This is a genomic window from Pseudomonas sp. SWRI179, from assembly GCF_014268705.1.
Lineage (GTDB): Bacteria > Pseudomonadota > Gammaproteobacteria > Pseudomonadales > Pseudomonadaceae > Aquipseudomonas > Aquipseudomonas zanjanensis.
Map to the genome: position 1 here is coordinate 1 of NZ_JABWRA010000100.1, position 8,997 is coordinate 8,997.

Genomic DNA, 8,997 nt, shown 5'->3' on the forward strand with positions numbered 1-8,997 from the left:
TGGTGCTGGCCCGTGAAGATGTACCGGGGGAAAAACGCCTGGTCGCCTATTTCACCCATCATGCGCCAGAAGCTTTCGCCGACATCGAAGTCTTGCGGGCTCATCTACTGGAGCAACTGCCGGAATACATGGTGCCAACCGCCTACATCCGGCTCGACGCACTGCCGCTGACCCCCAACGGTAAACTCGACCGCAAGGCGCTGCTGGCACCGGACCTGGACGCGGTGATTACCCGCGATTACGCCGCACCCCAGGGGACCGTCGAAACGACCCTGGCGCAATTGTGGGCCGAGTTGCTCCAGATTGAGCGGGTGGGGCGTCACGACCACTTCTTCGAACTGGGCGGCCACTCGCTGCTGGCGGTCACGCTGATCGAACGCATGCGCCAAGTGGGCCTGAGCGCCGATGTACGCGTGCTGTTTGGCCAGCCGACGCTGGCGGCATTGGCGGCGGCCGTCGGTGGCGCGACGGAGGTCGTGGTGCCGGTCAACGGTATTAGCCCCGGTTGCACACGCATCACACCGAACATGCTGCCGCTGGCCGATCTGACCCAGGAGGAGATCGAGCAGATTGTCGCGACGGTGCCGGGCGGTGTGAGCAATGTCCAGGACATCTATGCCCTGGCGCCGTTGCAGGAAGGAATCCTCTATCACCACCTGGCTTCGCAGCAGGGTGATCTCTACGTGCAGCAGGCCAGCTTCAACTTCAAGGATCGCGCCCGGCTGGATGCCTTTGTCGACGCGTTGCAAGGCGTCATCGACCGACACGATATCTTGCGCACCGCCGTGCTCTGGGAAGGCTTGCGCGAGCCGGTGCAGGTGGTCGTTCGCCAGGCGCAATTGATTCTGGACGAGTGCGTTTTCGAGCCGAGCCACGACGTCGCCACGCAACTGCTCGAACGCTTCGACCGGCGGCACCTGCGCCTCGATGTACGCCAGGCTCCGTTGATGCGCCTGGTGTTCAGCCATGACGCCGCCAACCAGCGGTGGATCGCCATGCTGTTGTTCCACCACATGGCCCTTGACCACACGGCGCTGGAAGTGGTGCAACACGAGATGCAAGCGCACCTGCTAGGCCATGCTGGCCAATTGGGCGCAGCGGTGCCGTTCCGCAACTACGTGGCCCAGGCCCGCTTGGGCGTGAGCCGTGAGGAACATGAAGGGTTCTTCCGCGACATGCTCGGCGACATCGAGGAACCCACGTTGCCGTTCGGCTTGCTGGATGTCCGTGGCGACGGCAGCGATATCGAAGCGGCCGGACTCAACCTCGCCGCCGACCTCAGCCGGCGCCTGCGGGCCCAGGCCCGTCAGTTGGGGGTGAGCGCCGCGAGCCTGCATCACTTGGCGTGGGCGCAAGTCCTGAGCAAAGTGTCCGGAAGACAGGATGTGGTCTTTGGCACGGTGTTGATGGGCCGGATGCAGGGCGGCGAGGGCGCCGACCGGGCACTGGGCATGTTCATCAACACCCTGCCATTGCGGGTGGATGTCGATACCCGAGGCGTGCGTGACGGGGTGAAAGCCACCCACGGGCGTTTGACCGGTCTGCTGGGGCACGAGCACGCCTCGCTGTCCCTGGCCCAGCGTTGCAGCGGTGTCGCCGCGCCGCTGCCGTTGTTCAGCGCCTTGCTCAATTACCGGCACAGCGCAATGGGCACGGCGTCGAGCGAAGCGTTTGCCGCCTGGGAGGGCATCGAGGCCCTGGGCAGTGAAGAGCGCACCAACTACCCGCTGACCTTGTCGGTGGATGACCTGGGCGAAGGTTTTTATGTGTCGGCACTGGCGGTGCCTCGGATCGGTGCGCAACGGATGTGTGTCTACATGAACATCGCCTTGGAGCATCTGGTCGAGGCGCTGGAACAGATGCCGCAGACACCGTTGAACCGCGTGTTGATCCTGCCGTCGGCCGAGCGTCGCCACTTACTGGTGGATTTCAACGCCACCACTCGCCGCTATCCCCAGGACAGGACCGTCCATGGCCTGTTCGAGGCGCAGGCCAAGGAGCGTCCGCAAGCCATTGCGGTCGTGCATGACGCCCACAGCCTGAGCTACGCCGAGTTGAACCACCGGGCCAATGGCCTGGCCCGTCACCTGGTCGGCCTGGGTGTGCAACCGGGCGATCGGGTGGCGATTGCCCTGGAGCGTTCCATTGAGCTGCTGGTCAGCCAACTGGCGATTCTCAAGTGTGCCGGCGCGTATGTACCGCTGGATGTCAGCGCGCCGTTGGAGCGTCAGCAATTCATGGTGCAGGACAGCGGGGCGCAAGTCGTGCTGACGTCGAGCACCGTGCTAGCGCCTGAAGCCTCGCTACGGGTGGATCTGGATACGCTGGTCTTCGACGAGGCCGCTGATAACCTCGACCTGGTGCAAAGCAGCGAATCGGTGGCCTACATCATGTACACCTCCGGTTCCACTGGCACACCGAAAGGCGTGCTGGTGCCACATCGGGCGATCAGCCGACTGGTGATCAATAACGGTTACGCCGATTTCAACGCCGAGGATCGGGTCGCTTTCGCCTCAAACCCGGCCTTCGACGCCAGTACTCTCGACGTCTGGGCGCCATTGCTCAATGGCGGTTGCGTGGTGGTGGTTGACCGGGACGTGCTGTTGTCCCAGGCGGATTTCCAAGCGTTGTTGCTTGAGCAATCGGTGAGCGTGCTGTGGATGACCGCCGGTCTGTTCCATCAATACGCCGCCGGGCTGACGACGGCGTTCGCCCAGTTGCGCTACCTGATTGTCGGTGGCGATGTACTCGACCCGACAGTGATCGGCCGCGTCCTGAAAGAAGGTGCGCCGCTGCACCTGCTCAACGGCTACGGCCCGACCGAAGCCACCACCTTCACCACCACCTACGAAATCAAACAGGTGGGCGAGGGCGGTATTCCGATTGGCCGTCCGATTGGTAACACCCGCGTCTATGTGCTGGACGTTAATCGTCAGCCAGTGCCCATCGGCGTGACCGGCGAGTTGTACATTGGCGGTGACGGCGTGGCGAAAGGGTATCTGAATCGCCCTGAGCTGACCGCCGAGAAGTTCGTCACCGATCCGTTCAGTGCCGATCCGGATGCGTTGTTGTACCGCACCGGCGACCTGGCCCGCTGGCGCGCGGACGGCACGGTGGATTACCTCGGTCGTAACGACGACCAAGTGAAGATCCGTGGTTTCCGTATCGAACTGGGCGAGATCGAAGCCCGGTTGGCCCAGCATGACGCGGTCAAGGACGCCGTGGTGCTGGTGCGCGAAGACGTCCCGGGCGAGAAACGCCTGGTGGCTTACTTCACGCCACGGGACCTGGACGTTGCGCCGCACATCGAGACCCTGCGTACTCATTTGCAGGGGCAATTGCCGGATTACATGGTGCCAGCGGCCTACGTATGCCTCGATGCCTTGCCGTTGACCGCCAACGGCAAGCTCGACCGCAAGGCCTTGCCAACACCGGACCAGGCCTCTGTCTTCAGCCGTGTCTACGAGGCCCCGCAAGGTGAGATCGAAACCGTGCTCGCGCAGATCTGGCAAGACGTGCTGGGCCTGCAACAGGTCGGCCGCCACGACAATTTCTTCGAACTGGGCGGGCATTCGTTGCTGGCGGTCCGTTTGCTGGGGCTGCTGGCCCAAGCCAACCTGACGGTATCGCTGGCCGAGCTGTTCCAGCACGAAAGCGTCGCGTCCATGGCGTTGTTGCTGCAGACCCGCGGCACCGAAGTCCAGGTGCAGGAGGCTTTTGTACCGGTGCGCACCACCGGCCAGCAGAACCCGCTGTTCCTGGTGCACGAGTTCAGCGGCCTGGATCTTTACTTCCCGATGCTGGGCAAGCACATCGATCCAGATATTCCGGTCTATGGCCTGCCGGCCATCCCGTGGGGCGAGCCGCAGTTGCAGACGATGGAATGCCTGGCCTCGCGGCTGGTGGGGGTCATCCGCTCGGTCCAGCCCCAGGGCCCTTATCGCTTGGCCGGTTGGTCGTTCGGTGGCGTGTTGGCCTACGAGATCGCCATCCAGCTCATTGGCCTGGACGAAGAGGTCGAGTTTGTCGGCCTGATCGACAGCTACCTGCCACGATTGGTGGATCAGGGCCGGGAGCGCTGGTCATTGGGTGAAGCCCACGCTCGGCATTTACTGGACCGCTGCGAAGTGTTCTGGAAGGCCGGCATATTGGCTGAGGCTGACCTGGCGTCGGTGCTCGAAAAGCTGGCCCATCTGCAGACCCGATTGAACGATTTCGCATTTGAAGACCTGGTGCAACTGTGTGGCGACGAAGGCCTGCTGCCGCCCGAGCTGGCCGGCTACAGCGCGGCCCAGCTCTGGCAGTACCTGGATCGCGAGGTGGCCCACGGTCATGCCCTGGCCCATTACCTGGTGTATCCGATCTCCGTACCGGTGCACCTGTTGATAGCCGAGGAACGCAAGGACGATGCGCCCGAGCATTCCGGTTACCTGGGCTGGGACGCTGTCCTGCCCACGACGCAAATGCACTGCGTCAAGGTCCCGGGCAACCACCAGACGATGATGCAAGCCCCCCAGGTCAAGGCATTGGGCCTCGCCATCAGCGACGCGCTGGGCACCGTCGCGGCACGACCAACGCCTGCGCCGAGGAGCCGTTACCAGCCACTGCTGACGATCCAGGGCGGACGTGCCGACCGGGCGCCGATCTTCTGCGTGCCGGGGGCTGGCGACAGCGTGACCGGTTTTATCGGGCTGACCGACGCGTTCGGTCCGGAATGGCCTATCCATGGGTTGCAACACCGTGGGCTGGACGGCAGCACCGAGCCTTTCAGTCTCGTGGAAACCGCCGCCCAGGCGTACCTCGACGCGATCGACAAGGTACAACCGGAGGGGCCGGTGCATCTGCTCGGCCATTCCTTCGGTGGGTGGATCGTGTTCGAGATGGCGGCCCGCCTGCATGCCCGGGGTCGCAAGGTGGCTTCGTTGACGCTGATCGACAGTGAGTCGCCGGGCGGCAACGGCGTGGTGGGCAAGCCCTACACCGCGACGGGGGTGCTGAATCGGCTGATCGAGGCGATGCAGTTGGCGTCTGGCAAGTCCTTGGGCATCGATGCCACGGTCTTCGGTACCCAGGACGATACCGCGCAGATGCGCTTGCTGCATGCCGGCATGGTTCGGGCCGGCATGTTGCCGCAGCGCTCGGCGGTGGATGCCATGCGCGGTCCGGCGCGGGCCTTCGGTACGGCCCTGCGCACGGTCTATCAACCGCAACACCGCTACACCGGGCCTGTGCGGTTGGTGCTGGCCAATGATCCAACCCTGGACACAGCCGGCAATAAACGCGAACAGGAGCAAATGATCGAAGGATGGCGCAAGCATATCCCTGACCTCAGCATCTGGTACGGTCCGGGCAACCACTTCACGATCCTCAAGGCCCCCCACGTACACAACCTGGCAGCCTGGTGGCACGACGGCCTGCCCATGCTCGACGAGGAGGCCGCCAGTGATTACGTATGACGGCTCTTCCTTGACGCACATCCATGGAACCCGGCGCCACGCTGGCCGGGCCTGAAATCAACGCACTCATGGTTATTTATGGAAAAGTCGAAGTTTCGCAAAATCGCTATCGTGCTCGTCCTGGTCGTGGTGGCCGGTCTGGTTTTCTACAGCGCGCAATCGCCGGGCAAACCGCCGGAGTACCTGACCGCCATGGTCGAACGCACGGACATCGAAAACGCGGTGCTGGCCTCCGGCACGCTCCAGGGCGTCAAGCAGGTCGATGTCGGTGCCCAGGTGTCGGGCCAACTGAAGTCGCTCAAGGTCAAGTTGGGCGACAAGGTCAAGAAGGGCCAATGGCTGGCGGAAATCGACCCGATGCTGGCGCAGAACTCCTTGCGCCAGGCCCTGGTCAACGAGGAGAACCTGGTGGCCAAGCGGCAGGCCACGGCGGCGCAACTCAAGGACGCCAAGGCCACCTATGATCGCTACAAGAAACTGCAACCGGACGACGCGATCTCCAAGCAGGAATACGAGACCGCCGAGTCCAACTACAGGGTGGAAGAGGCGAACCTGCTTTCCCTCAATGCGCAGATCAAGGACGCCCGCATCCAAGTGGAAACCGCGCGGGTCAACCTGGCCTACACCCATATCGTTGCGCCGATCGATGGCTACGTGGTGGGGATCGTCACGCAGGAAGGCCAGACCGTGATTGCCGAGCAACTGGCGCCGGTCCTGCTCAAGCTCGCCGACCTCGACACCATGACGGTCAAGGCGCAGGTGTCGGAAGCCGACGTGATCCACATCGTGCCTGGCCAAGAGGTGTATTTCACCATCCTGGGCGAGTCGGAAAAGCGTTATTACGCCAAGCTGCGCGGCACTGAGCCGGCGCCGCAGAACTTCCTCGAAACCCAGAACGCCGGGACGCCGAAGCAAAATACCGCGGTGTTCTACAACAGCCTCTTCGATGTGCCGAACCCTGACCATCGCCTGCGCATTTCCATGACGGCCCAGGTCCGTATCGTCCTCGACAAGGCCAAGGACGTGTTGACGGTTCCCGTCGCTGCCCTGGGTGCGAAAAACCAGGATGGCAGCTTCGTGGTCCGTGTGCTGGATGCCGAAGGCAAGGCCCAGCCGCGTAACGTGCGCATGGGCATCAACAACAACGTCCGGGCCGAGATCAAGGATGGCCTGGCCGAAGGTGACAAGGTCGTTATCGGCGAGCCGACCCCGGCCGTGGCGGGAGCCTGACCATGACCCAACCATTGCTGGAACTCAAGGGCATCACCCGCAGCTTCCAGGCCGGCGAAAAGGCCTTCATCGCCCTCAAGGACATCAACCTGACGATCAATGCCGGCGAGGTGGTTGCGATCACCGGGGCGTCCGGCTCCGGCAAGTCGACCTTGATGAACGTGCTTGGCTGCCTCGACCATCCGAGCGCCGGAAGCTACAAGGTGGATGGGCGCGAAACCGGTTCGATGAACGACCGTGAACTGGCGGTGTTGCGTCGGGATCACTTCGGTTTCATTTTCCAGCGCTACCATTTGCTGCCGCACCTGAGTGCCTTGCACAACGTCGAGATGCCGGCGATTTATGCCGGCGCGGGCGAATCGCAACGGCACAGCCGTGCCGGGGAACTGTTGAAACGCCTGGGGTTGGTGGGGCACCTGAGCAATCGGCCCAGCCAGCTCTCGGGTGGCCAGCAGCAACGGGTGAGTATCGCCAGGGCCCTGATGAACGGCGGTGACATCATCCTGGCGGACGAACCCACCGGTGCGTTGGACACCACCAGCGGCAAGGAGGTGATGAAGATCCTGCTGGAGCTCAACCGGGCGGGGCACACGGTCATCATCGTGACCCACGATGAAAAGGTGGCTGCCCATGCCCAGCGCATCATCGAGATCCGCGACGGCGAGATCGTCAGCGATCGACCCAATCCGCAGCAACCGCTGGAGGACCTGTCGCCACAAGGCACACGCCCGGCCAAGGTCAAGCCGGCGAACGGCCTGCTCGCCCGCTTCGGGCTGTTCAGCGAAGCGTTCAACATGGCCTGGGTGGCGCTGGTGTCCCATCGCATGCGCACCCTGCTGACGATGTTGGGCATCATCATCGGCATCACGTCGGTGGTCTCGATCGTGGCCATCGGCGAAGGGGTCAAGGCGTATGTCCTGAAGGACATCCAGGCGATTGGCAGCAATACGATCGAGATCATGCCCGGGGCCGATTGGGGGGACAGTCGCTCAACCGCGATCGAAACCCTGGTGCTGTCCGACGTCACGGCCCTGGGCGACCAGTATTACATCGACAGCGCGACCCCCAACGTTGGCCGTAATCTGCTATTGCGCTATGAAAACATCGACGTCAACGCGACCGTCAACGGTGTCAGCGATAGCTATTTCCAGGTTCGCGGGATCAAGATCGGCTCCGGTGTCGCGTTCAGCAAGGACGATGCCCGGCGACAGTCACAAGTGGTGGTGATCGACCACAATACCCGCCAGCGATTGTTTGGCCCGAACACCGATCCGCTGGGCAAGGTGATCCTCATCGATAACCTGCCTTGCACGGTCATCGGCGTGACCGAAGACCGCAAGAGCGTCTTCAACACCTCCAAGAGCCTGAACGTATGGATGCCCTATGAAACGGCGGCCGGCCGGTTACTGGGCCAGCGGTTCCTGGACAGCATCACGGTGCGAATAAAGGACGGGCAACCGAGCAAAGTCGTGGAAGACAATGTGGTCAAGCTCCTGACCCAACGCCATGGCCTCAAGGACTTCTTCACCTACAACCTCGACAGCGTGCTGCAGACGGTGCAGAAGACCAGCCAGTCCCTGGCGCTGCTGCTCTCGCTGATTGCGATCATCTCGCTGGTGGTCGGTGGCATCGGTGTGATGAACATCATGCTGGTCTCGGTGACCGAACGAACCCGTGAGATCGGTATCCGCATGGCCGTTGGCGCGCGCCAGTCCGACATCCGCCAGCAGTTCCTGGTGGAGGCGGTGATGGTGTGCCTGATAGGCGGCACCATTGGCATCGCGCTGTCGTTTGGTATCGGCTATGTCTTTTCGATCTTCGTCAAGGAATGGCAGATGGTGTTCTCGATGGGATCGATCGTCACCGCGGTCGTCTGTTCGACCCTGATCGGCATCGTGTTCGGCTTCGTGCCCGCGCGTAACGCCGCGCGGCTCGATCCGATCAATGCATTGGCGCGGGATTGAGCCGGGCTGCCGGGCTCGAACCCAGGCATGGAACCTGAGGCCAGACATGGAACCTGAGGCCAAACATGGAACCTGAAGCCAGACATGGAACCTGTGGCCAGACATGGAACCTGAGGCCAGACATGGAACCTGAGGCCAGACATGGAACCTGAGGCCAGACATGGAACCTGAGGCCAGACATGGAACCTGAGGCCAGACATTGAACCTGTGGCGAGGGAGCTTGCTCCCGCTGGGCTGCGAAGCGGCCCTAAACCCTGGCAGCTCGGTCCGTCTGGTTGATGGAGTCGACCGTGTTGGGGCCGCTTCGCGACCCAGCGGGAGCAAGCTCCCTCGCCACAGGAATTGTG

General features: G+C 62.9%; 3 protein-coding genes. All 3 read left to right on the top strand.

The genetic code is table 11. From position 1 onward, the window contains the following. A partial coding sequence (locus HU767_RS28165) for a non-ribosomal peptide synthetase (RefSeq protein WP_186731072.1) occupies window positions 1-5,456 on the top strand: 5,456 nt, incomplete at its 5' end. A gap of 78 nt (window positions 5,457-5,534) precedes the next feature. Next, complete coding sequence (macA, locus tag HU767_RS28170; protein WP_186710323.1) at window positions 5,535-6,686, top strand: macrolide transporter subunit MacA; 1,152 nt, start codon at window positions 5,535-5,537, stop codon at window positions 6,684-6,686. A 2-nt stretch (window positions 6,687-6,688) separates the two neighbouring features. Next, a complete protein-coding gene (locus HU767_RS28175; protein ID WP_186710325.1) occupies window positions 6,689-8,650 on the top strand; it encodes a MacB family efflux pump subunit in 1,962 nt (653 codons plus the stop codon). The last annotated feature ends 347 nt before the right edge of the window (window positions 8,651-8,997 follow it).

What these genes read in the sequence shown, in the direction of transcription:
- HU767_RS28175 (WP_186710325.1), top strand. Translation starts at nt 6,689, where the DNA reads ATGACCCAACCATTGCTGGAACTCAAGGGCATCACCCGCAGCTTCCAG.
- macA (WP_186710323.1), top strand. Translation starts at nt 5,535, where the DNA reads ATGGAAAAGTCGAAGTTTCGCAAAATCGCTATCGTGCTCGTCCTGGTC.